This window comes from Actinomadura rupiterrae, from assembly GCF_024172125.1.
GTDB lineage: Bacteria > Actinomycetota > Actinomycetes > Streptosporangiales > Streptosporangiaceae > Spirillospora > Spirillospora rupiterrae.
Window position 1 is genome coordinate 68053 of the sequence record NZ_JAMZEA010000016.1, and the last position, 26398, is coordinate 94450.

General features: G+C 72.1%; 21 protein-coding genes and 1 tRNA gene. 8 read left to right on the forward strand and 14 right to left on the reverse strand.

The window, feature by feature from the left end:
- Positions 1-9: 9 nt before the first annotated feature.
- Positions 10-537: a hypothetical protein gene (locus FHU30_RS40800; RefSeq protein WP_253883080.1), complete on the forward strand. Its 528-nt coding sequence runs from the start codon at positions 10-12 to the stop codon at positions 535-537.
- Positions 538-1133: 596 nt separating this feature from the next.
- Here the strand turns inward: FHU30_RS40800 and FHU30_RS40805 are convergent.
- The 3 genes from FHU30_RS40805 to FHU30_RS40815 all read right to left on the reverse strand — a co-directional run bounded on the left by FHU30_RS40805 (position 1134) and on the right by FHU30_RS40815 (position 3507).
- Positions 1134-1391, reverse strand: coding sequence for a hypothetical protein (locus tag FHU30_RS40805; RefSeq protein ID WP_253883081.1), 258 nt, complete (start codon positions 1389-1391; stop codon positions 1134-1136).
- Positions 1388-2545 carry a hypothetical protein gene (locus FHU30_RS40810; RefSeq protein ID WP_253883082.1) on the reverse strand — a complete coding sequence of 386 codons (1158 nt, stop codon included), beginning with the start codon at positions 2543-2545 and terminating at the stop codon, positions 1388-1390. Before FHU30_RS40810 ends, FHU30_RS40805 begins: the two co-directional genes overlap by 4 nt.
- Positions 2546-2790: 245 nt before the next feature.
- Positions 2791-3507, reverse strand: coding sequence for an SDR family oxidoreductase (locus tag FHU30_RS40815; RefSeq protein WP_372504050.1), 717 nt, complete (start codon positions 3505-3507; stop codon positions 2791-2793).
- A gap of 87 nt (positions 3508-3594) precedes the next feature.
- Between FHU30_RS40815 and FHU30_RS40820 the strand changes: the two genes are divergently transcribed.
- Both FHU30_RS40820 and FHU30_RS40825 read left to right on the forward strand, forming a co-directional pair.
- Positions 3595-4434 (forward strand): LysR family transcriptional regulator, encoded by an 840-nt coding sequence (locus FHU30_RS40820; RefSeq protein WP_253883084.1) that lies wholly within the window; start codon positions 3595-3597, stop codon positions 4432-4434.
- 65 nt (positions 4435-4499) lie between these two features.
- Positions 4500-5642 (forward strand): tetratricopeptide repeat protein, encoded by a 1143-nt coding sequence (locus FHU30_RS40825; RefSeq protein ID WP_253883085.1) that lies wholly within the window; start codon positions 4500-4502, stop codon positions 5640-5642.
- Positions 5643-5691: 49 nt separating this feature from the next.
- On the opposite strand, the gene FHU30_RS40830 is transcribed toward FHU30_RS40825, so the two are convergent.
- Positions 5692-5767 (reverse strand) — tRNA-Thr (locus FHU30_RS40830).
- A 43-nt stretch (positions 5768-5810) separates the two neighbouring features.
- A complete protein-coding gene (locus FHU30_RS40835) occupies positions 5811-7328 on the reverse strand; it encodes an alpha/beta hydrolase (RefSeq protein ID WP_253883086.1) in 1518 nt (505 codons plus the stop codon).
- 147 nt (positions 7329-7475) lie between these two features.
- Between FHU30_RS40835 and FHU30_RS40840 the strand changes: the two genes are divergently transcribed.
- The 3 genes from FHU30_RS40840 to FHU30_RS40850 all read left to right on the forward strand — a co-directional run bounded on the left by FHU30_RS40840 (position 7476) and on the right by FHU30_RS40850 (position 10621).
- The gene (locus FHU30_RS40840; protein ID WP_253883087.1) at positions 7476-8189 is read left to right on the forward strand and encodes a DUF427 domain-containing protein; all 714 of its coding nucleotides are present in this window, start codon (positions 7476-7478) and stop codon (positions 8187-8189) included.
- Positions 8190-8420: 231 nt separating this feature from the next.
- The gene (locus FHU30_RS40845; RefSeq protein ID WP_253883088.1) at positions 8421-9491 is read left to right on the forward strand and encodes a ferredoxin reductase; all 1071 of its coding nucleotides are present in this window, start codon (positions 8421-8423) and stop codon (positions 9489-9491) included.
- 17 nt (positions 9492-9508) lie between these two features.
- A complete protein-coding gene (locus FHU30_RS40850; protein ID WP_253883089.1) occupies positions 9509-10621 on the forward strand; it encodes a fatty acid desaturase family protein in 1113 nt (370 codons plus the stop codon).
- A gap of 76 nt (positions 10622-10697) precedes the next feature.
- On the opposite strand, the gene FHU30_RS40855 is transcribed toward FHU30_RS40850, so the two are convergent.
- The 5 genes from FHU30_RS40855 to FHU30_RS40875 form a co-directional block, all read right to left on the reverse strand.
- Positions 10698-11186 (reverse strand): cupin domain-containing protein, encoded by a 489-nt coding sequence (locus FHU30_RS40855; RefSeq protein ID WP_253883090.1) that lies wholly within the window; start codon positions 11184-11186, stop codon positions 10698-10700.
- Between the two features lie 10 nt (positions 11187-11196).
- A complete protein-coding gene (locus FHU30_RS40860; protein WP_253883245.1) occupies positions 11197-12150 on the reverse strand; it encodes a PSP1 domain-containing protein in 954 nt (317 codons plus the stop codon).
- A gap of 114 nt (positions 12151-12264) precedes the next feature.
- Complete coding sequence (locus FHU30_RS40865; protein WP_253883091.1) at positions 12265-13272, reverse strand: hypothetical protein; 1008 nt, start codon at positions 13270-13272, stop codon at positions 12265-12267.
- A gap of 378 nt (positions 13273-13650) precedes the next feature.
- Positions 13651-14502, reverse strand: coding sequence for a fructosamine kinase family protein (locus FHU30_RS40870; RefSeq protein ID WP_253883092.1), 852 nt, complete (start codon positions 14500-14502; stop codon positions 13651-13653).
- Positions 14486-14980, reverse strand: coding sequence for a low molecular weight protein-tyrosine-phosphatase (locus tag FHU30_RS40875; RefSeq protein ID WP_253883093.1), 495 nt, complete (start codon positions 14978-14980; stop codon positions 14486-14488). Before FHU30_RS40875 ends, FHU30_RS40870 begins: the two co-directional genes overlap by 17 nt.
- 159 nt (positions 14981-15139) lie before the next feature.
- On the opposite strand from FHU30_RS40875, the gene FHU30_RS40880 reads away from it, so the two are divergent.
- On the forward strand, positions 15140-15691 hold the full coding sequence (locus FHU30_RS40880; protein ID WP_253883094.1) for a YciI family protein: 552 nt from the start codon (positions 15140-15142) through the stop codon (positions 15689-15691).
- A 301-nt stretch (positions 15692-15992) separates the two neighbouring features.
- Here FHU30_RS40880 and FHU30_RS40885 read toward each other — a convergent pair whose 3' ends face one another.
- The 3 genes from FHU30_RS40885 to topA form a co-directional block, all read right to left on the reverse strand.
- Positions 15993-17177 carry a DNA polymerase III subunit delta' gene (locus FHU30_RS40885; RefSeq protein WP_253883095.1) on the reverse strand — a complete coding sequence of 395 codons (1185 nt, stop codon included), beginning with the start codon at positions 17175-17177 and terminating at the stop codon, positions 15993-15995.
- Positions 17178-17385: 208 nt separating this feature from the next.
- Positions 17386-19671 (reverse strand): dTMP kinase, encoded by a 2286-nt coding sequence (gene tmk / locus FHU30_RS40890; RefSeq protein ID WP_253883096.1) that lies wholly within the window; start codon positions 19669-19671, stop codon positions 17386-17388.
- A gap of 28 nt (positions 19672-19699) precedes the next feature.
- Positions 19700-22492: a type I DNA topoisomerase gene (gene topA / locus FHU30_RS40895; protein WP_504928394.1), complete on the reverse strand. Its 2793-nt coding sequence runs from the start codon at positions 22490-22492 to the stop codon at positions 19700-19702.
- Between the two features lie 212 nt (positions 22493-22704).
- Here topA and FHU30_RS40900 point away from each other — a divergent pair, with 212 nt between their 5' ends.
- Positions 22705-22890, forward strand: coding sequence for a DUF5703 family protein (locus FHU30_RS40900; protein WP_026414121.1), 186 nt, complete (start codon positions 22705-22707; stop codon positions 22888-22890).
- Positions 22891-23592: 702 nt separating this feature from the next.
- Here the strand turns inward: FHU30_RS40900 and FHU30_RS40905 are convergent.
- Entirely contained in the window at positions 23593-26082 is a 2490-nt protein-coding gene (locus FHU30_RS40905) for a chaplin family protein (RefSeq protein ID WP_253883098.1), read from the reverse strand.
- Positions 26083-26398: the final 316 nt, after the last annotated feature.

Below are 26398 nucleotides of genomic sequence, written 5' to 3' on the forward strand. Positions count from 1 at the left end.
GGGCCCGTGGTGGACGAGTCGGTCCTGCTCGACATCGGCGTGACGCGGTGGTCGAAGGTCCAGGCGGTGCTGCTTCCGGTCGTCCTGATGCCGCCTTTCGGCTGGCTCGCGATCGGCCTCGGACGGGGTTACGGCGCTCCCGGAGCGACGATCGGGACTGTCGTGTTCGTCACGGTCTCAGCGCTGCTGATCACGGGTGCCATCCGGATCTTCCGCTACCGGACGTGGCTTGAGGGCCATGTCCTCGCCATCCAGCACGCCTTCCAGGTGCGGCGCCTGGACCTCGCCCGCGCGGACGTCCTGATCCGCTGGGCCGAGGCGCAGGACGACCCGTCCGGCCCGCAGACCGGAATCATCGCGATGGACATCCGCGAACCGGGACCGAAACGCACCTACCGCGTGCGCCTGCTCGACTCCCGGAACCGCCCCCTCCCGTCCGCCCAGCTCCTCGCCCTGGCCGACGCGATCGCCGCCCGCGACGGATCCCTCCACGTCAGCGCCGCATCCCTCCGCGAAGCCGCAACCGCCACCCCGTAACCCGCCCCGGCCCCAAAGCTGGATCTCACCCTTCGAGCACCGCCCCTGCACGTCGCGCCAGAACACCCGCCACACCCGCACCCGCAACTTCGCGTCCCGCACCAGCACCCGCAGCCCCCCGCCCCCGCCCACGTCCCCGCGCCCGCACCTGCGGCTCGGCGTCCCCGCACCCACGCCTCCGGCTTCGCGTCCCGCACCAGCACCCACGGCTCCGCGGCTCCGCACCCGCGCCCGCCGATCCACGTCCCCGCACCCACGCCTCCGGCTTCGCGTCCCGCAATCGCGCCCGCGGATCCGCGTCCCCGCGTCTGCGCTCGCGGCTCCACGGCCCCGTACCCACGCTCGCGACTTCGCGTCCCCGCACCACGCCCGCGGATCCACGCCCCGCACCTGCGCTCGCGGCTCCACGGCCCCGCGCCCGCGCTCGCGGCTTCGCCACCCCCCGCGCTCGCGGCTTTGCGTCCCCGCGTCTGCGCTCGCGGCTTCGCGTCCCCGCGTCTGCGCTCGCGGATCCGCGCCCCCGCGCCCGCGCTTGCGGCTTCGCGTCCGCGCGTCTGCGGATCCGCTCGTCCAGGGCTTGCGGGTTCGGACGGTCTCTAGCCGCGGCGGCGGTCTCGGACGGTGCGGCGGATGATGACGGCCAGCATGGCGATCACGGCGACCGGCGTCAGCCAGAACGCCCACCGGACGTCGAGGCTCATCAGGGCGCATCCGGCAAGGGCGACGGCGACGCCGATCCCGACGACGCGGCTTTCGAGCGGGTCGCCCTTACGGAACGTCCAAAGCCCGGTTCCGAGCACGACCAGAACGGCGATCGCGAGGGCCGCGAAGGCGGCGGCGAGGACGTAGTTCACCGGTCACCACCCCCGATGGCGGGTCCTTCCGGCCACAGCGCGGCGAGATCGGACGGCGTGAGCGGATCCCGGTACGCGGCCCGCAGGACGGTCCGGCTCAGCTCCGGATCACCGGCCTCCGCAAGGCTGACGAACCAGTCGACACCCGCCGGATACGCCCACAGGTACGAGCGCAGCCGGGGATCCACGCCGCGGTCGGTCAGCACGTCGGCGATCGCATCGTCCGGAGCCCAGGGCAGGTCGCGCCTCGCCTGGTCGACGAGGTCTTCGACCGGGGCGCCGGCGTTCAGCGCCAGATGCAGCCGCCCCCGGACAAGCTGGTTGTAATGGTCGAACCGGACACGCGTCCGCAGCATCGGGTCGTCCGGCGCGGCGAACAGCGGCAGCGCCTGCGCGAGCCCCTCCAGAAGCACCTGATGCGGGGCATGTACCGACATCAGCCGCGCCCACGGGACGTCCTCCGCCGCGGCGTGCGCCGACCAGCTCGCGCTCTGCAGCCCGTGCCCGAGCACCTCGTGCAGCGCGAACTGCCTGGCCGCGACCTCGCTGAACGTGATGTTCCGCAGGTTGAGCCGCAGCCGGACGCGGCTGCCCGCGCCGTCCAGCCAGTACGCCCAGTAGGCGTCCACGTCGGCGCTCTCGATGGCGAGCGAGAACGGCGCGGTCGTCCCGGCGAGTCCGCGGACGGTCTGCTCGAACTCGTCGGCCGCGGCGCGGATCGCGTCCGGCGCGTCCTCGTTCGGGAGGCGGCCCTCGACGTTCCGCAACTCGCGCGCGCTGCCCGGACCCCACGAAACCCCGACCGCGTCCAGGGCGTCCCGCGCGAGATCGCGCCTGTGGGCGAGGTACTCGTCCGTCCAACCGAGCGCGTCGCAGCCCTGCGTGGCCCGGACGTACTCCCGGAGCGGCGGCCGTTCGCCCAGCAAGGCCCCGGCAAAGGCGATATCGGCGTCCAGCCGCGAGGCGAGCCACCCCGACGCCCGCCCGCGCAGCTCGACCAGCCGCCGCCGAACCGCGATCCGATCGTCGACCGGTTCGACGACCGCGGCGGACGGCGCGCAGTCGAAGTCGATGATCTCCGCCGCCCCGCGCGCCACCTCGTACGCGTGCCAGCCCCGGAGCACCGCCTCGGCCTCGTCCCGCAACCCGATCATCGGACGAGGCTATCGACCCCCGCACCCGACTCGCCCAGGGACGCTCCCGCACCACCCCACGAACGCACACCCTCACGGCCCACGAACGTTCCCGCACAGCGTCGACACGGGCTGTCGGACGTGATCACTAGAGTCATCCGCAACGTGATCACTACGGGACCTCCACGATGACCGCGCTGAACAGGATCCGAGCGGTGATCTACCCGGCCCGCGACCTCACCCCCACCACCGCCGCCTGGTAACGGTCACCACGGGACGACTCCGGCGTCATCGAAGAAGGACCCGGTGGGCCCGTCGTCCGGCAGGGTGGCCAGGCGGATCGCGATCGCCGCACCCTGCTCGGGCGTCCGCACCCCGCGGAACCCGTTCAGATCGGTCGCGCAGTAACCGGGACACGCGGCGTTGACCAGGATGTTCGTGTCGTGGAGCTCCTTGGCGTACTGCAGGGTCACGGCGTTGAGGAAGGTCTTGGACGGCGCGTAGGCGACGGAGATCGGCCCCATGTCGCCCGCGGCCTGCCGCGTGAGGGAACCGACGCTGCTCGACATGTTCACGATCCGCGGCGACCGCGAGCGGCGCAGCAGCGGCAGCATCGCGTTGGTGACGCGGATGACGCCGATGACGTTGGTCTCCACGGCCGTCCGGACGGCGTCGAGATCGGCCGCCGTCGGCTGCTGTCCCATGCCGCCGACCACGCCCGCGTTGTTGACCAGCACATCGAGGCCGTCCAGCGCCTCGGCGGCGGCCGCGACCGACGCGTCGTCCGTCACGTCCAGCCGCACGCCGAACGCGTCGACGCCGGCCGCGCGCAGCTTCTCGACCGCGACCTCACCGCGCCGCTCGTCCCGCGCACCGACCCCCACGCGCCAGCCCAGCGCGCCCAGCCCGGCCGCGATCTCGTATCCGATCCCCTTGTTCGCGCCGGTGACCAGCGCGATCGTCTTCTCGCTCATGCCCGCCATCCTGCGCCCGCTCCCCGCCGCACCTCCAACACCGTCTGGGTGCTCTGCGATACCCAGGGGGTATCGCAAGCGCCTACCGTGGTCGGCATGGAGACGCGTGAACTGCGCTACTTCGTAGCGGTCGCCGAGGAACTGCATTTCGGACGCGCCGCCGAACGCCTCGGCATCGCCCAGCCGCCCCTGTCCCGCGCGATCCAGCAGCTCGAACGCCGCCTCGGCGTGAACCTCCTGCACCGCTCGCACCGCGCGGTCTCGCTGACCGAGGCCGGCGCCGTCCTCCTGCGCGAGGGCCGGGCCGCGCTCGACGCGGTCGCCGCCGCCGACCGCCGGACCCGCCGCGCCGCGACCACCAGCCCCTCGCTCGTCCTCGTCACGAAAGCGGGCGCATCAGGCGAACTGCTGGCGAAACTCCTCGCCGCCTACGCCGCCGAACCCGACGCGATCACCGTGGACGTCCAGCTCTGCGGTGTCGGCGAGCAGGAGCGCCACCTCCGCGACGGCCGCGCCGACGTCGCCCTCCTGCACATGCCGTACGACTCGACATCCGGCCTGGACGCCGAAGTGCTCCGCACCGAGAACCAGGTCGCCGTCCTCCCCGCAGGCCACGCGATGGCTACAGAACCCCACCTGCGCATGTCCGAAATCAGCAGCCTCGCCGACCTCCCCCTCCCCCGCTGGCCAAACTCGGACGGCACCTACCCGGACGGCCCGGGCCCCGCCGTCCGCGACCACACCCAACTCATCCAGCTGATCGAACTGGGCCGCGCGATGGCCGTCCTCCCCGAATCCTGCATCCCCCTACTGAACTCGTCCGTGACCGCCGTCCCCGTCCTGGACGCTCCGCAGGTCACCACCGTCATCGCCTGGCCGCCCCAATCCCGCTCCCGCCCCTTGGCCGCCCTGATCCGAACCGCCGTCCGCCTCTGATCTGGACGCTCGCCCCCTCGACGTTCGAGACTTGCCCGGACCGCCCCCGCGACACGAGGAGCAGCATGGAGCAGAGCCCCGTCCCCCCGCAGGCCCGACGTCCTGCGGCAGAGGCGGTCGAGGAACTGCTGGACGCCGCTCCCGCCTCCGAGCGCGCCGCGACGCTGGTCGAGTACCTGAAACCCGAGACGTCGGGCGACTCACTCGCCTGGATCACCGAGCTGGCGCACATCGCCGAGGACCCCGGCCTGGACCTGCCGCAGCTCCGCCGCGCCTGCACCGACCTCGCCTGGCTCGCCCGCCTCGCCGAGCAGCGCTGCCCGGACGACCGCGACTGGACCCTCGCCCGCTCCGGATCGCGGACGCAACGACTCGTCCTCGCCTACGTCCACGGCCAGCGCCTCCGCTTCGACTACCGCTTCGCGGAACTGCGGACGCGCTGCAACCAGTGGCTCGGCGAGTTCCACGACGACGCCCTCGTCCTCAGCCTCGCCGCCTTCGCCGCCCTGGGCTCCCGCGCCTCGAACGGCCTCGACCTCTACCAGCGCGCCATCGACGCCCCGGACGCCGACGACAAGAGCCGCAACCTCGCCCTGACGGCCATCTGGTTCGCCGAACACCTCGACGGCTCCGCCGAAATGCTGCTCAGCCTGTCCGAAACCATGATGGCGCGCGGCGAGGACAACCCGAACGTGCACTACCGCCGCGCCACCGCCCTCCGCCGCCTCGCCCGCTACGACGAGGCCCTCACCGAGATCGACCTCGCCATCGACCTCTTCGGCGTCGGCAACCTCCTCGTCCACGAGCAGTACGCCCAGGAACGCCGCGCCATCATCGACGCCCGCGACCTGCGCCGCCAGGCCGAAAGCGTCCGCGACACCCTGGGCGCCGAACTCTCCGAACGCGTCGACGCCCGCGTCACCGAAGCCGCCTCCGCCCTGGAGCAACGCATCGAGGAAGCCTCCCGCCAGCTCACCGGACGCGTCGCCGTCGCCCAGGAACTCGTCTCCGAGGGCCTCCTCAAGATGGTCGAGGTCCTAGGCCTCTTCGTCACCCTCCTCGGCTTCCTCATCGGCTCCGGCACAGTGATCATCAAAGCCAAGACCTTCGAGCAACGCGCCCTCACCATGACCGTCGTCGCCCTGGGCGCCATCATCTTCTTCGCCCTACTCCGCCGAGTAGTAGGCCCCCGCCACCCCAAACCCTGACCGCACAGCAAAAGGCCCCCTTCCGAAGATCGGAAGGGGGCCTCTGAGGTGGAGCCGCCTATCGGAATCGAACCGATGACCTATTCATTACGAGTGAATCGCTCTGCCGACTGAGCTAAGGCGGCGTGCCGTAGAGGAGTCTAGCGCCTTCTCGGGGGTGTGTGGGAATCAGCGGCAGACGGTGTCCTTCTTGGGCGGGGTGCCCTTGACCAGATAGTCGTCGGTCGCGGCGGTGATGCAGGGGTTGCCCTGGAGGTAGGCGGTGTGGCCGTCGCCGTCGAGGGTGAGGAGGCGGCCGGAGGAGAGCTGGGAGGCGAGGCCCTGGGCCCACTTGTAGGGGGTGGCGGGGTCGCGGAGGGTGCCGATGACCAGGATGGGCGGGGCGCCCTTGGCGTTGACGGGCCTGGGCTGCTGCTTGGTCTGGACGGGCCAGTAGACGCAGGGAAGGCCGCCCCAGACGACGAAGGGGCCGAAGCGCGGGGAGGACTGGGCGGCCTGGTCGGCGGACTTCTTGTAGGTGGCGACGTCCGCGGGGTTGGGCTTGTCGACGCAGTTGACGGCCATGTTGGCGTCGGTCTGGTTGCTGTAGGTGCCGTCCGGTTTGCGCTCGACCATCTGGTCGGCGAGCGTCATCAGGAGGGTGCCGTCGCCGCGGGTGAAGGCGGAGGACAGGGCCTGGCGCAGGAAGGGCCAGGTCTCCTTGGCGTAGAGGGCCGTCGCGATGCCCATGGCCGTCCAGGACTCGGTGACCTGGCGGGAGTCGCGGCTGTTGCGGAGCGGGGTCCTGTCGGTCTGCTTCAGGAGGGCGCCGATCTTGGCGACGCCGGCGTCCGGGTCGGTGCCGAGGGGGCAGTCGCCCTGCTTGGCGCAGTCGGCGGCGAACGCGCGGAGCGCGGTCTCGAAGCCCTTGGCCTGCTCGATCAGCATGTCGGTGGACGAGGTGCGCGGGTCGATCGCGCCGTCCAGGACGAGGGCGCGGATGTTCGTGGGGAACTCGTCCGCGTAGGTGGCGCCGAGGTAGGTGCCGTAGGACGCGCCGTAGTAAGTGAGCTTCTGGTCGCCGAGGGCGGCGCGCAGGACGTCCATGTCGCGGGCGGCGCTGGCGGTGCCGACGTAGGGCAGCTCGTTCGAGGCCTTGGTCTTGCAGGCCTGGGCGTACTGCCTGCTCTCGGACGCGAGGGTGTCGACCTCCCGCTGGTCGTCCGGGGACGTGTCGGTGCCGAAGAAGCGGTCGAGCTCGGGGCCGGTCATGCAGCGGACGGGCGCGCTCTTGCCGACGCCGCGCGGGTCGAAGCCGACGATGTCGAAGCGCTGGCGGAGCTTGTCGTCGAAGGCGCGGCCGGTCTGCCGGACGAAGTCGACGCCCGAACCGCCCGGTCCGCCGGGGTTGGTGAGGAGCGAGCCGATGCGCTGGGACTTGTCCTCGGCGGGCAGCCGGATCGCGGCGAGACTGATCTCCCCGCGGGACGGCTCGGAGTAGTTGAGCGGCACCTTGATGTCGGCGCACTCCATGCCGCTGCCGCAGGACTTCCAGTTCGGTTTCTGCCCGTAGAAGGTCTCCAGGCCGGGCGGGGCCTTGCGCGGGGAGGCGGACGCGTCGTTGCCGCTGCTCCCGCCGCCGTCGCATCCGGTCGCGACCATCAGCGTCAGCGCGGCGATCGCGCTCGTCCACCTCGCTGTCCGCACGTGTTCTCCGTCCGATGTAGCGGCTCGTGCACCGCCGCCCACGCTACGGGCACGGACGGCGGTTGGGCCAGCGACACCGCGCGAAATAGCGGACGGCCGCCCGCTGTTGCCCGGACTATGAGTGCAGAAGGCACGCAACGGACGCGGGTGCGCGTCGAGCAGGGCAACAGGCGGGTGCGGGCGTTTCTGGGCGGGCAGGTCGTGGCGGACACCCTCCGCCCGGTGCTGGTCTGGGAGGGGACGCACTATCTGGCGTACTACATCCCAATTGAGGATGTCCGCGCCGAACTGGTGGAGAACGGGCCGGGCCGGCGGTCGCCGAGCCGGGGCGAATCCACCTCCTACACGGTGAAGGTCGGGGACGTCGAGGCCAAGGACGCGGCGCTCCGCTACCCCGACTCCCCGGTCGGGGAGCTGCGCGGCCTGGTCCGGCTGGACTGGGACGCGATGGACGCGTGGTTCGAGGAGGACGAGGAGGTCTTCGTCCATCCGCGCAGCCCGTACCACCGGGTCGACATCCTGCCGAGCTCGCGGCAGGTCCGCGTCGAGGTGGACGGGGTGACCGTCGCGGAGTCCGGCAGCCCGCGGCTGCTGTTCGAGACGGGACTTCCGGTCCGGTACTACCTCCCGAAGACGCATGTCCGGATGGACCTGCTGGAGCACACCGACTCCGCGACCGGCTGCCCGTACAAGGGGGCGGCCGAGTACTGGTCGGTCCGGATCGGCGACGAGGTCCACAAGGACTTCGCCTGGTCGTACCCGACGCCGCTCCCCGAGAGCCGGGACATCGCGGGCCTGGTGTCGTTCTACAACGAGCGCGTGGACATCTACGTGGACGGCGTCCTCCAGGAACGTCCTTAACCCGGGCCGTCCTCCAGGAACGTCCCTAACGCGGGCCGGGCGCGGCGTCGCGGCGGCGACCTGAAGTTGAGCGCACGTTGCGGTGCGCGGTTTATCAACGGGCATCACACCATCGAATGGAACATCGTGCGATGGTGTGATGCCCGTCCCTTTTGGGCACCGGGACTTGTCCACTTCCCTACGGTTACGTAAGCGTAGGTTACGTCCCGACGAGCCCGGGAGGCCCCTGACGTGACCACGCCCACATCCCTCGCACCGCCGTCCGGCGCCGGCACCCGCGTCCGCCGGATGCTGGCCGCCGCGCGGTGGCTGACCACCCCGCTGCTGCCCGAGGACTACCTCGCGCTCGTGAACCCGCTGTGGTCGGCGGACGACCCGCGCGGACGGGTCGAGGCCGTCCGGCACGAGGCGCCCGGCGCGGCGACCGTGGAGATCCGGCCGGGACCCGACTGGCGCGGGCACCGGCCCGGCCAGTGGGTGAAGATCGGCGTGGACGTCGGCGGCGTCCGGCACTGGCGGACGTTCTCGCTGTCCTCGCCGCCGCGGCGGGACGGGCTGATCACGATCACCGTCAAGGCCACCCCGGACGGGGTCGTCTCGCGGCACCTCGTGCGCGACGTCCTGCCCGGCACGATCGTCCGGCTGTCGGCGGCGGAGGGCGACTTCACACTGCCCGAGCGCGTCCCGGAACGGCTGCTGTTCCTCACCGCGGGCAGCGGGATCACGCCCGTGATGGCGATGCTCCGGGACGGCGTCGACGGCGACGTCGTGCACGTCCACTCGGCGCGCACGCCACGCGACGTCATCTTCGGGACGGAGCTGCGCGAGCTGCCCGTCACGCTGCACGAACGGCACACCGCCGCGTCCGGGCGGTTCAAGCTCGCCGAGCTGGACGAGCTCTGCCCGGACTGGCGGGAACGCGACACCTGGGCTTGCGGGCCGTCCGAAATGCTGGACGACATCGAGGCGCACTGGCGGGACGCCGGGGCCTCCGACCGGTTGCGCGTCGAGCGCTTCAAGCCGCCCGTCCTGGCCGCGGGCGGCGAGGGCGGGCGCGTCCGGTTCACCGCGAGCGGCGTCGAGACGGACGCCGACGGCGCGACGCCCCTGCTCACCGCGGGTGAGGACGCGGGCGCGCTGCTGCCGAGCGGCTGCCGCATGGGCATCTGCTACTCCTGCGTCGGCCGCCTGGCGTCCGGGCGCGTCCGCGACCTGCGCACCGGCGAGGTGCACGGCGAGGAGGGGCACCTCATCCAGACCTGCGTGTCGGCGGCGGCCGGTCCCGTCGAGATCGACCTTTGAGCGAGAGGAGCGGAGCGATGAGCACCGACCACCTGACCCGAGCCGACTACGAGGCGATCGAGCGCGAGCTGGACGCCTTGCGCGAGGAGATCGTCGCCGACCGCGGCGACCGCGACGCCGCCTACATCCACCGGGTGATCCGCTGGCAGCGCGGGCTGGAGATCGGCGGACGGGCCCTGCTGATGGCCTCGTCGCTGCCGCCCGCCTGGCTGGCCGGGACGGCGACGCTGTCGGTCGCCAAGATCCTGGAGAACATGGAGATCGGGCACAACGTCATGCACGGCCAGTGGGACTGGATGCGCGACCCGAAGATCCACTCCACCACCTGGGAGTGGGACAACGTCTCGCCCGCCGAGCAGTGGAAGCACTCGCACAACTTCGTCCACCACACCTACACGAACGTGATCGGCAAGGACAACGACGTCGGCTACGGCATCCTGCGGGTCTCGCCGGAGCAGCCGTGGCACTGGGCCTACCTGCCGCAGCCGCTGGTCAACGCGGTGCTCGCGATGTTCTTCGAGTACGGCGTGGCGCTGCACGACCTGGAGATCGACAAGATCCGCGAGGGCACGAACGACCCGGAGGAGACGCGCGCGAAGCTGCGCGAGATCGGGCGGAAGATCCGGCGGCAGTGGGGTAAGGACTACCTGGCCTTCCCGCTACTGTCCGGTCCCCAGTTCGTTTCGACGCTCGCGGCGAACTTCACCGCCAACGCCGTCCGCAACGTCTGGGCGCACACGATCATCTTCTGCGGGCACTTCCCCGGCGACGTGGAGGTCTTCGAGGAGGAGCGGCTGGAGGGCGAGACCAAGGGCGAGTGGTACGTCCGGCAGCTCCTGGGCTCGGCGAACATCTCCGGCGGACGCCTCTTCCACCTGATGACCGGCAACCTCAGCCACCAGATCGAGCACCACCTGTTCCCCGACCTGCCGAGCAACCGGTACGCCGAGATCGCGCCGCGCGTCCGCGCGCTGTGCGAGAAGTACGACCTGCCGTACCACTCCGGATCGCTGTCCCAGCAGGTCACGAGCACGTGGAAGAAGATCTTCCGGTACGCGCTGCCGGGGCCGCGCCGGTCGGCTCCGTCGCCCTCGTCCACGCCGTCCGTCCCGGAACCCGCCGCCGCGTAGAACGCGCGCGGGGTCAGTCGCGCGCAGCCTCGGCTCGGGCGGGCGGGTCAGTCGCGGCGGGTCAGTCGCGGGCGGGTCAGTCGCGGGCGGCCTTCCAGGCGGGGCTGTCGAGGAAGTGGTTGTCGAAGCGCTCCTGGGAGTCGATCAGCTCCTGGAGGACGTCCTCGCCGCCGGCGAGCCGGTCGAGCAGGCGGAAGTAGTCGAACCGCTGCACACCCGGTGTGATGATGATCAGGAGGTCGGCGTCCCGGCCCGGCATCGCGCCGAACGCGTGCGCGGTCCGCGGCGGGACGACGACCGTGTCCCCTTCCTCTGCAGTGAGGATTTCGTCACCGCAGAGAATCTGCACTGCACCGCCGAGGACGTGGAAGAACTCGCTCGCGGTCTTGTGGTGGTGCGGGGTCGCGCCGTTCGCGCCGTCCGCGAGGATGATCCGCTGGCTGCTGAGCGCGCCGCCGGTCGCGTCGGCGTCCACGATCAGGCGTCCGGACGACGGCGGGTGCCCGATCGCCTCGGCCTCCCCCGCGCGCACAACGACCGGCTGGTGCTCCGGGACGAACGTCATCGGATCCTCCTCATGCGCCGTCCGCCGCGTCCGATTCCGCGCTCGGTCCGGCGTCGTCGGGCTTGGTGGGCGGCGTGGACTGCGGCCCCGCGAGCGGAGCGGGGGCGTTCTGCGGCTCGGCGAGCAGCGTCGGGTCGGCGGCGGTTTCGGCCGTGCCGTAAGCCTCGTCATGCTGGCGGCGTGGGGAGCATACCGAGGCGGACGGGCAGGAGCAGCGACCGCCGCTGGTGAGCCGGACGGTGACCGTGTCGGACGGCACGTTCCGCCCGACGACCTGCCCGTTCCCCTCCGGCGTCTCGACGCGCGAGCCGAGCCTCGGCATGCGCTCGTGCGCCTGGACGTAGAGCGGGTGCTCGTATTTCAGGCAGCACATAAGGCGTCCGCAGGCTCCGGCGATCCGGAGCGGGTTGACCGGAAGGTCCTGCTCCTTGGCCATCCGGACGGACACGGGCTCGAAGTCCTTGAGGAACGTCGCACAGCACAGGTCGCGCCCGCAGGGCCCGATGCCGCCCTGGAGCCGCGCCTCGTCGCGCGGGCCGACCTGGCGCAGCTCCACCCGGGCCCGGATGTTGCGGGCCAGGTCGCGGACCAGCGCCCGGAAGTCCACCCGGTGCGGCGCGGAGAAGTAGACCTTGAAGACGTTCTCGGAGTCGAGGTAGTCGACGCCGATCACCTTCATCGGCAGCTCGTGCTTGCGGATCAGCCGCTTGGCGATCACGCGGCCCTCGGCCCGGCGGCGGCGGTTCGCCTCGTCCCGCGCGAGGTGCTCGTCGCCGGCGATCCCGGCGCAGACGGGCAGCCCGCCGATGTCCTCCGACACCCACTGCGGCGCCCACACGCACTCGGCGACCTCGGGGCCGGTGTCGGTCGGGACGAGCACGCGGTCGCCCACCTTGGGCTCGTGCGAACCGGGATCAAGGTAATAGAGGCGTCCGTATCTGGTGAAGCTGACGGCCATCACCATGCCCACGGTTTCGCTCCGTTCGCCCGGTTCCGTGACCCATACCCTATGTCGTCCGGAGACCGTCCGGTGTGAGCGGAATCACCAGCGATGCTTACCGGGGGCGCGGGGTTTCGGTCACCAGGCGACGTCGGAAAGGTCGTCCGCCAGGACGGGCGTCCGCTCCTCGGGGCCGTAGAGCCGGCCGTCGTCGCCGGACAGCAGCAGGTGGCCGCCGGAGCTGTCCGCGTCGAGGCGGCGGACGCCGGGCCGGCCCTTCTGCGTCCACAGCACGCGTCCGGGACGTCCCGTCTCGGTGGAGTACTGCTGGATCGCCACGTGCGAGGACGATTCGAGCCCGGCCACGACCGTCCGGCCGTCCGGGCTGAGGACGGCGGCCTCGGTGCCCGCGGGCAGCTTCAGCACGGGCTTGCTGAGCTTCAGATCTCCGGCCGGACCGGCCGTGTTGAGCATCCTGAACTGCGGAGGCACCGCCGCGACCAGCTCGCCGCGGGCGCCCGCGCGGGGCTGCGGACTCCAGAGGAAGGACAGAGTGTCACCGGCCCATGACAGACTGCTGATCCGGGCCGGGGACTTCGCCGTCCAGGTCTTGCGCGTCCCGGTGCGGGTGGAGACGACGTCCACGCTGCCCGCGCCGCCGCTCCGGTAGGTGACGTAGGCGATGCTCGCGCCGTCCGGTGTGACCGCCATGTCCGACGACGTGGTGGACACGCCGGGCACCGTCGCGCGCGGGATGTCCGTCAGCGCCGAGGGCTCACCGTCCTTGCCGAGGACGAACCGGTGGAACATGATCTTGCGAGAGGCGTAGGAGGCGACGATGTAGGAGTCCGACGGCCCCGCCGCGATGCGCTGGAACCGCCGTCCCGCCGGAGCGGCGACCGGCAGGCCGACGTCATGCCCGTTCCGGACGTCCCGGACGACCAGGGCGTCCCCGTCGCGCCGCACCCCGACCACGAACCGAGGCTTGCCGCCCTTCTCCGTCGTCGTCGACGCGGGCTTGGCGACCGTCGGAGCGGACTTGTGCGACCACGGATGCCGGTGGACGGTGTCGACCCCGGCCCCGATCGCCAGGGCGGCGACCACGGCCACACCGATCGGGACCGCGTTCCGCCAGGCAGCACCCACCCGCGTCTCCGTCTTCCCGCCAGCCATGCGAACTCCGCCCGCCGCCTTCCGCAGCATCGTCGACAACACTTCTATCCTGCGACAAACGGCCATGATTACGGATTTGACGGATTCGCGCGACACTGAACGCTTCCTGAACGCCGCACCGCCCCATGACCAAGGAAACGTCCGCCCCCAGCCTACAAACCGCCGATCCATGGGCGGGGAACGCTCCAACCACCGAGCCCACCCGCCCCATCCGGCCACATCACCCCCATCCGCCCCTCGCATCAGCCCCGCGAACGACCACACCGAGCCGCGAATCGGCAACCAGACGCGCTCAAACCGCGCCGCACAGCCCGGACCAACAGCCCCGGCCAACGGACGCGAAGAGCGCGGTTATCGGAGAGCCAGGGCCGCTTCGGCGGCCTGGACGGTTTGGGAGCGGTAGGAGGCGCCGAAAAGGCAGACATGCACCAGAAGAGGGTGCAGTTGGTGGAGCGGCACCCGCGCGCGCCAGCCCTCGGAGAGCGGGTGGGATTCGTTGTAGGCAGCGAGGATGCGGTCGAGATGCGGGCAGCCGAAAAGGGCCAGCATCGCCAGGTCGGTCTCCCGGTGCCCGCCATGGGCGGCTGGGTCGATCAGCGTCGCGGCGCCGCCCGTCCATTGGACGTTTCCTGACCACAGGTCGCCGTGGATGCGCGCAGGCTTTTCCGCTGGACCGGCAAGTTCCTCGATCTTGTCGATGACCCGCTCGACGAGCCGGACGTCCGAACGGCTCAGGTGCTCGGACGCCTGGCGCAGGAAGGGAGCCAGGCGGCGTTCGGCGTACCAGCGCGCCCAGGGCCCCTCGTCCAGGGTGTTATCGAGCGGAAGGTCGGCGATGTACCCGTCCCACGGAGCGCCGAACGCGCCGGGCGAGTCCGCGTGCAGCTCGGCGAGAGCGCGGCCGAAGCGCCCGGCGGCGGCCACCGAAGGCGGCTCGGACGGCAGCCAGGGAAGGACTAGCATCCGCTCGTCCGCCGCTAGAACGTCCGGGAGGGGCGCCCCGGGTCCGGCCTCGCCGAGCCACCGCAAACCGGCGACCTCCGCCGCGAACACCCCGCTCGACGTCCCGCGCGGGAGCGCCTTGACGAACACCTCGCGCCCGTCCCGCAGCTCGGCCCGGTGCAGCGTCCACGCATGGCTCGCGCCAAGATCGTGGACGCGCCCGACCGGCTCCCCGAGCAGCTCCTCAAGGTGTTCGCGCATCCCGGGCCTCCAGCGCGGCGCGGACCTCGTCCAGCAGGCCGGGCATCGCGGCCTCGACCATCCCGAGCACCTGGTCGAAGTCGCCCCGCCCGCCGTAATAGGGATCTGGGACGTCCAGATCCGCCCCTGCGGACGGGTCGAATTCACGCAGCAGCCGGACCTTCGCGGCGGCCTCCCCATCCGGGGCCATACCGCGCAGCTCCGCAAGATGCCCCTCGTCCAGGGCAAGGATCAGGTCGTACCGGTCGAACCATTCCGGCTCGAACTGCCGCGCGACGTGGGCGGACCGATATCCGGCCCGGCGGAGCGCCGCGACGGTCCGCGAGTCGGCGCCGTCGCCCGCGTGCCAGCCGCCCGTCCCGGAGCTGTCGACCTCGACGTCCAGCCCCTCCTCCTCCGCATGGTGCCGGAACACCGACTCGGCCATCGGGGAGCGGCAGATGTTCCCAGTGCAGACGAACGTGACGCGATACGACATCCCCCCATCCTGCCCGACCCTAGAAAGCGACCACCCGATCCACCCCACCAAGCCCCTCACGAAGCCCGGCCGGCACCTCGGCACGCGGAAAATTTTCGATCGCCATCACCCGGACGCGTCTACTCTGCGGGACGAAGCACTGATGAAGATCGGGGAGTCATGGAATTCTTCTGCTACCACCGCGACCGGCACGGCTCAACGGCTCTCCGCGAGGCCATGGTCGAAGAGCACTGGGCCTACATGGACGGCTTCGAGAAGGAGCTGATCGCCCGCGGTCCCGTCTTCGACACCGACGAGGACGAGACCCTCCTGGGCAGCGTCCACATCGTGGACCTCCCGAACGCCGCCGCCGCGCGCGCCTTCGCCTTCGAGGAGCCCTGCTACCAGTCGGGCGCCTACCGCGACGTCCTCATCCGCCGCTGGCACAACCTGCTCGGCCGCAGCATGTGGGACTTCCCCGGCTTCCGGGACGGCAGCACCTACTTCATGGTCCTGGGCCTCGGCAAGGGCGAGCCCGCCGACCTCGACCTCCCGCCCGTCCAGGACGATCTGGTCGCCTACGGCCCTCTGTACTCCGACGACGACACCACCTGGGTGGGCACCGCCGCCCTCCTCCGAGCCCCCGACCGCGACACGGCCTGCGCCATCCTCACCGAATCCCACTACGCCGAAGTGGAAGTCCACCCCTGGACCTTCGGCGGACGCCGCTGACCCACACCACGCCTAGCGCGGGCGCACAGAGAGCCCGCGCCAGGCGTCGGGCGCAGCCTTGACGTCGGAGACCGACTCCAGCTGCGGCCTGGCTGGGGTCGTTCGCCGGGCAGAGAGCGCGCGGCAAGCCGCACGCCCGGCGGAGGCTGCACGCCGGGCGGAGGGGCACGCCGGGCTGAGGGTGGACGCCGGGCTCCGGCTGCGTACCAGGCTGAGGGTGCACGCAAGGCGCTGGCCGCGCACCAGGCTGACGCTCACGCCAGACCAAGGCTGCACGCCGGGTTCCGGGGGCGTGGCTGGGTCAGGGGGTGGTGCGGAGGGCGAGGGTTAGGGATTCGACGGCTAGGAGGGGGTTGACGTTGGCGTCGAGGCTTTCGCGGCAGGCCATGATCGCGTCGAGGCGGCGGAGGGTGCTTTCGGGGGTGGCGTTGGCGGCCGTGGCGCGGAGTTCCGGGTCGAGTTCGGTGTTGACGAGGTCGCTGGACGCGCCCAGCTGGAGGGTGAGGACGTCGCGGTAGTAGGAGGCCAGGTCCAGGAGGGCTCGGTCCAGGGAGTCGCGCTTGACCCGGGTGGCTCGGGACTTCTGCTTGTCTTCTAGTTCCTTCAGGGCGCCGGCGGTGCCCCGGGGCATGCGGCCCTTGGCGCTCTCGCCCAGGGCCTGGCGCAGCGCCGAGGTCTCGGCCTCGTTCAGCTCTTCCGTGGTCGCCTTCGCTTCGGCCTCGGCGGCCTTGACCAGGGCCTCGGCGGCCATCACCGCGGGGCCCACACCCGTCAGGCGGCGCGGGATCGCCAGGACCTCCGCCCGGCGCTTGCGGGCGTCGGGGTCGGTGGCCAGCCGGCGCGCGCGGCTGATGTGGCCCTGCGCCGCGCGTGCGGCGATCTCGGCCGTCGTGGGGTCGATGCCGTCCCGGCGGACCAGGACGTCCGTCACGGCGGCCACCGGCGGCGTTCTGAGGGTGACCACGCGGCAGCGCGACCTGATGGTCATGAGCATGTCCTCCGGGGACGGCGTGCACAGCAGCCACACCGTCCGCGGCGGGGGTTCCTCGATCGCCTTGAGCAGCGCGTTCGCGGCGGCCTCGGTCGCGCGGTCGGCGTCCTCGAACAGGACGACCTGCCAGCGGCCCACGCTCGGGGACGAGGACGCCCGCAGCACCAGCTCGCGCGTCTCCTTCACGCCGTAGGAGAGCCCGGACGGGCGGATCACCTCGACGTCGGCGTGCGTCCCCTGCAGCACCTGGTGGCAGGACGCGCAGTGCCCGCATCCGCGCGGCGTCTCGGCGCACTGCAACGCGGCCGCGAACGCCCGCGCGGCGGCGGACCTCCCCGAGCCCGGAGGGCCCGTGAAGAGCCAGGCGTGCGCCATCTTCCCGCCACCCGGCGCCGCCCGTCCGGCGTCGGACGACGAACCCGCGGACGCCTCCACGGCCGACCGCAGCTGCGCGATCACCGGATCCTGCCCCACCAGGTCGTCCCACACGCTCATGCAGAGAAGGCTACGGCCTCACCTCCGTTCCCGGTGCCGTCCCACCAGACCTGACCAGCCCGCCCCGGGCCTCCGAGACCAAGCCTGTCCGCCGGCCAGAAGCGCCGCGACGTTACCCGCCAGTTGTGGATAACCCCCGCCGAACACGGTCCGGAGGCGCCTCAGCCCCGCAGGCGGTCGGCGTGCGGGGCTGAGGGCGCAGGTGCGGTCAGGCGTCGGTGATGGCGGGGAAGGTGCTGGTGGCGTCCTCGGCGGAGGCGGGGATGGGGTCGGGCAGGATGTCGCGGATGCGGTCCTGGATCTCGCGGCGGATCTCGGATTCGGGACGGCCGGCGTTGAGGACGAGGTAGCGGTCGGGGTCGGCTTCGGCGAGGGCGCGGAAGCCGGACAGGACGCGCTCGTGGAACTCGCGGGGCTCGGACTCGATGCGGTCGGCGGGCCCGGTGAGGCGGTTCAGGCCCTTTTCCGGGGGGAGTTCGAGCAGGACGGTCAGGTCGGGGACGAGGCCGCCGGTGCCCCAGGCGTTCAGGGCGGCGATCTCCTCGACGGACTGCTGCCGGCCATAGCCCTGGTAGGCGAGGGCGGAGTCGACGTAGCGGTCGCTGACGACGATGGCGCCGCGGTCCAGGGCCGGGCGGACGACGTTGGCGACGTGGTCGGCGCGGTCGGCGGCGTAGAGGAGGGTCTCGGCGCGGGCGGAGAGGCCGGTCGACTCCTTGTCGAGCAGGAGGGCGCGCAGCCGCATGCCGGTCTTGGTGGCGCCGGGCTCGCGGGTGGTGACGACCTCGTAGCCGTGTTCGCGGAGCCAGATCGCGGCGAGCCGGGACTGGGTGGTCTTGCCCGCGCCCTCGCCGCCCTCGAAGACGATGAAGACGCCGCGCTCGTGCGCGCGCCGGGAGGCCGCGGCAGGAGAAGCGGGGGCGGCGGACGGCGGCACGTAGACCTCGCCGCGGAGCGCGGCCGCGAGGTCCGGGACGAGCGGGATGCCGGTCCGCTCGTCCAGCAGGCGGTACGCGATCAGGCCCGCTACCAGCGCGACGGCGGCGGTGATCAGCAGCACGGCGGACGAGCCGGGGAAGTCGCGCCCGGCGTGCCGGACGCCGATCGCGGACGCGCCGAGCGGGGCCGCGATCGCGGCGATGACCAGGGCCAGCGCGGCGCCGGTGCGGACCCGCAGCGGGTTGTCGGTGACGACGGCCTCGGCGGACGACCAGGCGACACCGGCGGCGGCACCGAGGAACCCGGCGACGAACACGACGACGACGAGGTTCAGCGCGACGGCGATCACGATGAGGAGCAGCGCGGACGCGATCGAGGAGAGCCCGAGGAGGCGCCGGCGGCTGAACGGGCGGAGCAGGCGCGGGCCCGCGAACAGGCCGGACGCCAGCCCGACGGCGAGCGCGAAGAGGATCATCCCGTAGCCGGGGTCGCCGCCGTGCAGGGCCGCGGTGTGCACGCGCGCGACGGCGAGCACCGCGCCCACGGGCAGCGCGGACGCGGCGACGGCGAACCGCAGGCCGCGGATTCCGGACGGTCCGAGCCGCCGGAACAGCGCGACCGGAGCGTCCGGTGCGGGGCCGTCCTTGCCGGGCAGCCCGCCGACGACGGACGTGATGATCGCCGACAGCGCGAAGACCACGGCCGCGACGTACAGCGCGAGGTGCACGCGGTCGGACGCCTTCAGCAGCTCGTCCGCGATGAGCGAGGTCAGGACGAACACGAGCGCGGCGGCGGGCGCGACGCCGAACACGGCCCGGGCCAAGCGGCGCGCCGCGACGTCCGCGTCCGCCGCGTCCGGGACGTGAAGATCAGTCCGCGCGATCTCGTAGGCACGCGTGGCCTCGTAGGCACGCGTAGCACCGTTCGCCGGAGAGCCCGTGCTCTGCGAGCGGGTCGTGCCACTTTGCCCGTTTCCGCCCTGCGCACGGCCGCCACCGGGCTGTCCGTCGGCGGCCTGCCCCTCGGCGGCGCCCGGCCAAGCGAGGGCTCGCGCCGAGGACGAGGCGGCGGCCGACCACAGGACGCCCAGCGACGACACCAGGAACGTTGCAGCCGCCGTCCAGACCAGAGGACGAGGCGACGAGATCAGAACGTCCGCCATAGGTACGGACAGGACCAAAACGGCGCGCAGTGCGTCCGCGAAAAGCAGCGTCGAGCGCCGGTCGAGGCGGCTCGCCAGTGCCGCCGCCGCGCCCGGCAGGAGCAGCACGGGCAGCAGCCACAGGAGCAGGACGACCTCCACCGCGCGCGCACGAGCGGTGAACGTGGCGTCGGTGGCGGCGGCGAAGCCCATCGCGGTGAGCGCGGGCAGGGTCAGCCAGTGGCCGAGCCCGGACAGCCCGAGGGCCGTCCGGAGCCGGCGGAAGGCCGCGGGCGGGGTGCCGCCAGGCGCGGAGGCGCTGGTCGGAACCCCTGCCGGACGGCCTGACGGAGCGGCCCCCGACCGCGTCGACGAGGCGGCATCAGACGACCGGGGAACGCGCGAACTGGTCATAGCGGTCAGGGTATCGGCGCGCCTGCTCCTAGGAGCTCGACTTGGCCGACGAACGCTTGCCCGTCGCGGCGGCCTTCTTCGTCGGCGCCTTCTTCGCGGCGGCCTTCTTCGCGGTCGCCTTCTTGGCCGGTGCCTTCTTCTTGGGACCGCCGCCCGCGGCGACCTTCTCCCGCCGCTCGGCGAGCAGCTCGGCCGCGCGCTGGATCGTGATCGACTCGACCTCGTCGCCCTTGCGCAGCGACGCGTTGGTCTCGCCGTCGGTCACGTACGGACCGAAACGGCCCTCCTTGACCACCACGGGCTTGCCGCTGGCCGGGTCGTCGCCGAGCTCGCGGAGCGGCGCGGCGGCCGCGGCCCGCCCGCGCCCGCGCTGCTTGGGCTGGGCGAACAGCTCCTTGGCCTGCTCCAGCGTGACGGTGAAGAGCTCGTCCTCCGAGCCGAGCGACCGGCTGTCGGTGCCCTTCTTGATGTAGGGACCAAAACGGCCGTTCTGCGCGGTGACGGGCTCGCCGTCCAGCTCGCCGAGGGTGCGAGGGAGCGACAGCAGCTTCAGCGCGTCGTCGAGCGTGATCGTGTCGAGCGACATGTTCTTGAAGAGGGACGACGTGCGCGGCTTCGGCGCGTCCGCCTTCTTCGTGCGCTTCTTCTTCTCGCCCTCGGGGGCGGGGGCCTCCTCGGGGATGACCTCGGTGACGTACGGCCCGAACCGCCCCGACTTGGCGACGATCGTGTGGCCGGTGTCCGGGTCGGGGCCGAGCTCGCGGTCGCCGGACGGCTGCGCGAACAGCTCCTCGGCCTTCTCCGCGGTCAGCTCGTCGGGCGCGATGTCCTCGGGGATATTGACGCGCTCGCCGTCGCGGTCGAGGTACGGGCCGTACCGGCCGACGCGGATCATGATGTCGGTGCCGCGGATCGGGAACGACGAGATGCCCTTGGCGTCGATGTCGCCGATGTCGCCGACCAGCTCCTTGAGGCCCTCGCTGGCCTGCCCGCCGTTGCCGTCGCCCTCGCCGTCGCCGAAGTAGAACCGGGTCAGCCAGCGGACGCGCTCGGCCTCGCCGCGCGCGATCTCGTCGAGGCCGTCCTCCATGTGCGCGGTGAAATCGTAGTCGACCAGGTTGCCGAAGTGCTGCTCCAGCAGGTTGACCACGGCGAACGCCAGGAAGGACGGCACCAGCGCGGTGCCCTTCTTGAACACGTAGCCGCGGTCGAGGATCGTCCCGATGATCGAGGCGTAGGTGGACGGCCGCCCGATCTCGCGGTCCTCCAGCTCCTTGACCAGCGACGCCTCGGTGTAGCGCGCGGGCGGCCGGGTCGAGTGGCCCTCGGCGTCCATGGCGAGCGCGGACAGCGGGTCGCCCTGGGCGAGCGTCGGCAGCCGCCGCTCCTGGTCGTCGCGGTCGGTGGACGGGTCGTCCGCGCCCTCGACGTACGCCTTCAGGAAGCCGTGGAAGGTGATCGTCTTGCCGGTCGCGCCGAACTCGGCGGCCTCGTTCGCGGTGGACGTGCCGAGCACGCGGATCGAGACGGACTGGCCCGCGGCGTCCTTCATCTGGGACGCGATCGTGCGCTTCCAGATCAGCTCGTACAGCCGGAACTGGTCGCCCGAAAGGCCCGTCTCGCCCGGTGTGCGGAAGCTGTCGCCGGCCGGGCGGATCGCCTCGTGCGCCTCCTGCGCGTTCTTCACCTTGGAGGTGTAGACGCGCGGACGGTCCGGGACGTACTCGCCGCCGAACAGCGTCGCGGCCTGCCGCCGCGCGGCGCCGATCGCGGTCTCCGACAGCGTGATCGAGTCGGTACGCATATAGGTGATGAAGCCGTTCTCGTACAGCTTCTGAGCGACCGACATCGTGTACTTGGCGGAGAAGCCCAGCTTGCGGCTGGCCTCCTGCTGCAGCGTGGTCGTCCGGAACGGCGGGTACGGCTTGCGCGTGTACGGCTTCGACTCGACCGACTTGACCTCGAAGGGCCGTCCGGTGAGCCGTCCGGCCAGGCCGCGCGCGCCCTCCTCGTCCAGGTGCAGGACGTCGCGGGTCTTCAGCGTGCCGTCGGACGCGAAGTCGCGGCCCTGCGCGACGCGCTTGCCGTCCACCCCGACCAGCCCGGCCTTGAACGCGCGCGGCTCGTCGCCGCGGCCGGTGTCGAACTCGGCCTGGATGTCCCAGTAGTGCGCGGGGACGAACGCGATGCGCTCCCGCTCCCGCTCCACGACCAGCCGCGTCGCCACGGACTGCACCCGGCCCGCCGACAGCTTCGGCATGACCTTCTTCCACAGCACCGGGCTGACCTCGTAGCCGTACAGCCGGTCGAGGATGCGCCGGGTCTCCTGGGCGTCCACCAGGCGCAGGTTCAGCTCGCGCGGGTTGGCGGCGGCCTGCCGGATCGCGTCCCGGGTGATCTCGTTGAAGGTCATCCGGTGCACGGGCACCTTCGGCTTGAGCACCTCCTGGAGGTGCCAGGCGATCGCCTCGCCCTCCCGGTCCTCGTCCGTCGCGAGGAAGAGCTCGTCGGCCTCCTCAAGGAGCTTCTTCAGCTTGGCGACCTGCGCCCGCTTGTCGGCGTTGACCACGTACAGCGGCTCGAAGTCGTGCTCGACGTTCACGCCGAGCTTGGCCCACGGCTCGCCCTTGTACTTGGCCGGGACCTCGCCGGCGCTCCCCGGCAGGTCCCGGATATGGCCGATACTGGACTCCACGACGTAGCCACGGCCCAGGTACCCGGCGATCGTCTTCGCCTTCGCAGGCGACTCGACGATCACCAGGCGGGTGCCACCATCGGCCCCGGACCGGCCACCCCTCGCAGTGCCGTTCTTGGCTGGCACAGTCGCTCCAACCTCGCTGTCTGGTCTCTACTCACCGCCGGACCGGCGGTTCCGCTACAACGTGTCCCGACGACGCTTTCATGCCCGAGGTGCCCCGCCGCCCCTCGGCCGCCGTGAAACTCCCACAGGATGACACGTCGCCGCCGGAGCCGCGGACGGGGCCGCCACCGTCACGCCGCCCGCCGTACACCGGCGGGCCATAATGGAGGGCGATGGTGGAGTACACCTACCTCGTGCTGCGGCTGCCGCGCGGCACCACCCGTGACACCGCCCGGCAGATCCTGACCGAGCACGCCGAACACGGCGGCTGGGAGCTCGATCGGCTGCGCCTCTACCCCGACGGTAGCCGCCGGATCCAACTGCGCCGCAAAATCATCCGCCAGGTCCGCACTTTCTGAAGGATCCGCTTCCGAAGGATCTGCCTCCGAAGGATCTGCCTCCGAAGGATCTGCCTCCGAAGGTTCGGCTTCCGACGGATCGGCCCCGCGGGCTGCCGGGCCCGCCGGGAGAGCGGGCCGGACCGCCGCCGGAAGGCCGGACGGATCCGCCGGAAGGCCGGTCAGGCCCGCCGGGAGAGCCGTCCCAGGACGCCACACCCTTTTGACTCCCTCTGCGCACTCCGTCCGGAGCGTAGCACTAAGTACGAATCCTTTGACGCCCGGTAATCATATTCTCCGTCCTTCCTTCGCTCGCGTCGTCCTACCCGGACGTGTGTCCGAACATCGGGGGGACAAAACCGCCCGTGCGTGACCTCACACACCAAACGGGCGCACAGGCCCCGGCCGCACCGGGGGCGTTCCGGGAGCGTTCCGGGGGCGTTCCGCGAGGTCGGACGCCGTTTTCAACGGGACGCTCCTTTGGACGTTCCTTGAACAGGGCTTTGCCCGCCCCGGACCGCGCCTCCGGGACGGGCAAAGCGTCTGTGCGGCCGGATTCGGGCCGCGATATGAGGCGCGTAACCTCGGTTGCGGTCCGTCCGGTTCCTGATTCTTCGGACTTTCCGGATTGCCGGGAACCCTGGATTCAGGGCTTCCGCGTTCCGGGCCGTCGCGTTCCCGACCCCGTCGGTCCGGGCGGCAGGTACTCCGCCCGGAGCGAGGTCAGGAGCGGCGGAACAGCCGGACGCGGCGGCCCAGCGTCAGGGCGCCGGACAGCGCCGTCAGCAGCGCGGCCGCGCCCAGGACCCAGGTCGAGTCCGCGTGCTTGCCGCCGGTCAGCGTCTCCTCGGCCGACATCGGCTTGGCGTGCGCGAGGTCCTTCACGGGCGCCTTGTCGGTCACGCCGCCGACCTGCGGGACGTTGAGGTTTCCGGACACGGGCAGGGCGTCCAGACCGGGCAGCTTCATCCCGGTCAGCTTGGAGACGGTGCCGCTGTCCACGTGCGTCCGGTCGGTGGACGGCGCGAGCGCGGTGGTCGCGCCCGTCAGGCCCGGCACGGCGGGCAGGGTGCGGGTCAGCGCGCCCACCTGCGGGACGACCGGCAGCGTGCGGGTCAGCGAACCGACCTGCGGGACGGCCGTCCCGGACGGCGCGTACGGCATCCGCGCGGCGCCCAGCGGCAGCTGCGCGGGCAGCTGGCCCTTGCCGACCGGAAGGCGGTTCAGCAGCTGCCCTGTCTTGACGGGCAGCTTCCCCTTACCGACGGGGAGCTGCCCCGCCGGCAGCTGGCCGACAGGCAGCTGGCCCACGGGGAGCTGGCCGATCGGCAGCTGACCGATCGGCAGCTGGCCGACCGGGAGCTGGCCGACGGGGAGCTGGCCGACCGGAACGCCCGAGCCCGTCCCGCCCGGAACGCGGCTCTCGGACATCGGCGTGCCGAGCGCGGCCGGGGAGGCGGGCAGCCGCGGCGCGCCGCCCGCGAGGCTCGTGACACCGTCCGCGCCCGGCACCGTCGGCAGCCCCGAAGCGGACGGCAGGCCCGCAGCCCCCGGGGAGACCGGCAGGCCCGAGGTGGACGGAACGGTGGGCAGCCCCGAGGTGCCCGGGACCGGCGGCAGACCGGCGGTGGCCGGGAGGGTCCGCACACCGGAAGTGTCCGGAAGGGCGGGGAGACCGGGAGCGTCCGGATTGGACGGGAGCCCGGACGGCAGCCCGGCCGGGAGCCCGGACGCGGCCGGGAGCTTCGGCAGCGCGGGCAGCGCCGCGCCGGGGCTCGTCGGCAGCTTGGCCACGCGGTCCCGGATGCCGAGCAGCTTCTCCGGCGCCGGACCGGGCAGCGCGGCCTTCTCGCGCCCGCTCGCGTCGCTGTTCTCCCGGCCGTACGGCGTGTAGCCGCCGCCCGTCCCGTCCTTGCACTGCGGCTGCGGGTGGCCCGCGACCGCGGCGTCGTTGCCGCAGACCTCCACGGGCGCCTTGACCGGGGCGTTCGCCTGGTTGCCACCCTGGGTGCGCGCGCCCGAGCCGTTCGAGCCGAAGGCCTTCAGCGTGCCGTGGCAGCCGGCGGCCGCCTCGCCCAGGACCGCCACCGCGTTGCCGCAGACGCTCACGGGCGCGGTGACCGGCGCGTTCACCTGGTTGCCCGCCAGCACGCCGGACTTGCCGGACGTGTGCTGGTCACCGCCGGAGCTGCTGCGCACGTGCGCGCCACCCGCGCAGGACGCGGCCGCCTTGCCGAGCACCGCCACGGCGTTGCCGCACACGCTGACCGGGGCGCTGACCGGCGCGTTCACCTGGTTCCCGCTGAGGACGCCGTAGTCGCCGTCCGTGGTCTGCCCGCCGGACCCGTGGCCGCCGTTCCGCACGGACGCGCCGCCGTCGCATTCGGCCACGGCGCCGTTGCCGCACACGCTGACCGGGGCGCTGATCGGGGCGTCCACCTGGTTGCCGCCGCCGACGCTGGACGTCCCGGACGTCTTCTGCCCGGCGCCCGTGTGGCCGCCGTTCTTCACGACCGCGCCGCCCTTGCAGCCGGCCACGGCGTCGCCGAACGCGCCCGCGGCGTTGCCGCAGACGTCGACCGGCGCGGACACCGGCGCGTGCGCCTGGTTCCCGGCGAGGACGCCGCTCTCGCCGCTGGTCTTCTGCCCGCCTGACCCCTTGTTGGTGACCGACGCGCCGCCGCGGCAGCCCGCGTCCGCCTTCCCGAAGATCGCGATGGCGTTGCCGCAGGCGTCGACGGGCGCCGAGATCGGCGCGTTCAGCTGGTTGCCGGACCCGACCCCGTACTTCCCGGACGTGGTCTGCCCGCCGCCGCCCGACCCGTTGCTCACCGTCGCGCCGCCCCTGCAGCCCGCCTGGGCGGTGCCGAGGATCGCCACAGCGTTGCCGCAGGCGTTGACGGGGGCGGAGACCGGCGCGTTCACCTGGTTCCCGGAGAGCACCCCGGACCGTCCGGACGTCTTCTGCCCGCCGCCGCCCGAGCCGTTGTCGACGGTCGCGCCGCCGCCGGTCTGCCGGCCCTTCGCCTTGCCGGCCACGGCGACCGCGTTGCCGCCGAGGTTGATCGGCGCCGAGATCGGCGCGTTGACCTGGTTGCCGCTGAGCACCCCGGAGGTGCCGTCAGTGGTGTCGGCGAAAGCCGAGGCCGGAACCACACTGGCGCCCAGCGCCACAAAACTCGCGGTGAGAGCGGCGGCACGAGCCGTACCCAATGCCCACGTTCGCATGATGCTCCGTTCGGGGGATTTTCGAGGAACTCGATTTCGATGGAATGTCGACTTGCTGCTGCGCTGGCGCACAGCATGAACAGCACCTTTCGCAGGCGCCTCGACATGCGCGATCCGCGCTTCTCATCGCGTCGCGATCTGCACTTCTCACCGCGTCGCGATTCGCGCTTCTCGGCATTTCGCTGCGCCTTGCTCGGCCGTTTTCCGACCCCTGTGCCGTGTTGTTCGCGAGGCCGGGTGTCGCGTCCGTCCGGTCTGGCCGTCGGTCCTTGGTTCCGCTCGCGGGTTCGGGCGGGGTCGC

Excerpts from the sequence above, each read along its gene's own strand:
- FHU30_RS40860 (WP_253883245.1), bottom strand. The coding sequence starts at position 12,150 with ATGGTGATGGCCGTCAGCTTCACCAGATACGGACGCCTCTATTACCTT.
- FHU30_RS40870 (WP_253883092.1), bottom strand. The coding sequence starts at position 14,502 with ATGCGCGAACACCTTGAGGAGCTGCTCGGGGAGCCGGTCGGGCGCGTC.
- FHU30_RS40900 (WP_026414121.1), top strand. The coding sequence starts at position 22,705 with ATGGTGGAGTACACCTACCTCGTGCTGCGGCTGCCGCGCGGCACCACC.
- tmk (WP_253883096.1), bottom strand. The coding sequence starts at position 19,671 with ATGACCAGTTCGCGCGTTCCCCGGTCGTCTGATGCCGCCTCGTCGACG.
- FHU30_RS40875 (WP_253883093.1), bottom strand. The coding sequence starts at position 14,980 with ATGTCGTATCGCGTCACGTTCGTCTGCACTGGGAACATCTGCCGCTCC.
- FHU30_RS40820 (WP_253883084.1), top strand. The coding sequence starts at position 3,595 with ATGGAGACGCGTGAACTGCGCTACTTCGTAGCGGTCGCCGAGGAACTG.
- FHU30_RS40880 (WP_253883094.1), top strand. The coding sequence starts at position 15,140 with ATGGAATTCTTCTGCTACCACCGCGACCGGCACGGCTCAACGGCTCTC.
- FHU30_RS40885 (WP_253883095.1), bottom strand. The coding sequence starts at position 17,177 with ATGAGCGTGTGGGACGACCTGGTGGGGCAGGATCCGGTGATCGCGCAG.
- FHU30_RS40815 (WP_372504050.1), bottom strand. The coding sequence starts at position 3,507 with ATGGCGGGCATGAGCGAGAAGACGATCGCGCTGGTCACCGGCGCGAAC.
- FHU30_RS40825 (WP_253883085.1), top strand. The coding sequence starts at position 4,500 with ATGGAGCAGAGCCCCGTCCCCCCGCAGGCCCGACGTCCTGCGGCAGAG.
- FHU30_RS40855 (WP_253883090.1), bottom strand. The coding sequence starts at position 11,186 with ATGACGTTCGTCCCGGAGCACCAGCCGGTCGTTGTGCGCGCGGGGGAG.
- FHU30_RS40810 (WP_253883082.1), bottom strand. The coding sequence starts at position 2,545 with ATGATCGGGTTGCGGGACGAGGCCGAGGCGGTGCTCCGGGGCTGGCAC.
- FHU30_RS40850 (WP_253883089.1), top strand. The coding sequence starts at position 9,509 with ATGAGCACCGACCACCTGACCCGAGCCGACTACGAGGCGATCGAGCGC.